Annotated in this window: 1 pseudogene; it reads left to right on the plus strand. The window is 39.5% G+C overall.

Features of this window, described 5'->3' with window-relative positions:
• Positions 1 to 680: pseudogene (locus RT405_RS04650) on the plus strand (glycine dehydrogenase); the annotation flags it as partial.
• Positions 681 to 704 lie beyond the last annotated feature (24 nt).

Below are 704 nucleotides of genomic sequence, written 5' to 3' on the forward strand. Positions count from 1 at the left end.
AAATCAAAGCTGTTGCAGAAGCACAAAAAGCTTTATTCATTGTTGTAGCCAATCCTTTAGCTTTAGCCTTATTAGAATCCCCTGGGAATCTAGGAGCAGATATTGTAGTAGGAGATACGCAACCTTTAGGCTTAGCCATGTCATTCGGTGGTCCGCATTGCGGGTACTTTGCTGTTAAGAAAAAATACGTACGTAAGCTTCCAGGACGTATTGTGGGGCAAACAGTTGATAAAGACGGAAAACGTGGGTTTGTTTTAACTTTGCAAACGCGCGAACAACATATTAAACGTGAAAAAGCTACTTCTAATATGAGTTCCAATCAAGCCTTAAATGCTTTAGCTTCAGCTGTCTTTATGTCGGCTCTTGGCAAAGAAGGCATCCGTCAAATGGCACAATTAAACATTGAAAAAGCTGATTATATGGCAAGGCTTTTAGAAGAAAAAGGGTTTTCGGTAAATAACCAAGCTCCTTTTTTTAATGAATTTGTCGTTGAACTGCCTTTTTCGGTGCGACAAACAAACGAAAAGTTGCTGGAAAATCGATTTATTGGCGGATATGATTTAGAAAAAGAGTATGGACTGCGAAACCATATGCTGCTTGCGGTCACGGAACAACGTACGAAAGAAGAAATCGATGCATTCGTGGGTGTATTGGAGGGTATGATAAATGATAGATTATAATGACTTGATTTTCGAAATCAGCCG

The sequence above is a fragment of the Carnobacterium sp. genome (genome assembly GCF_032094055.1).
GTDB lineage: Bacteria > Bacillota > Bacilli > Lactobacillales > Carnobacteriaceae > Carnobacterium_A.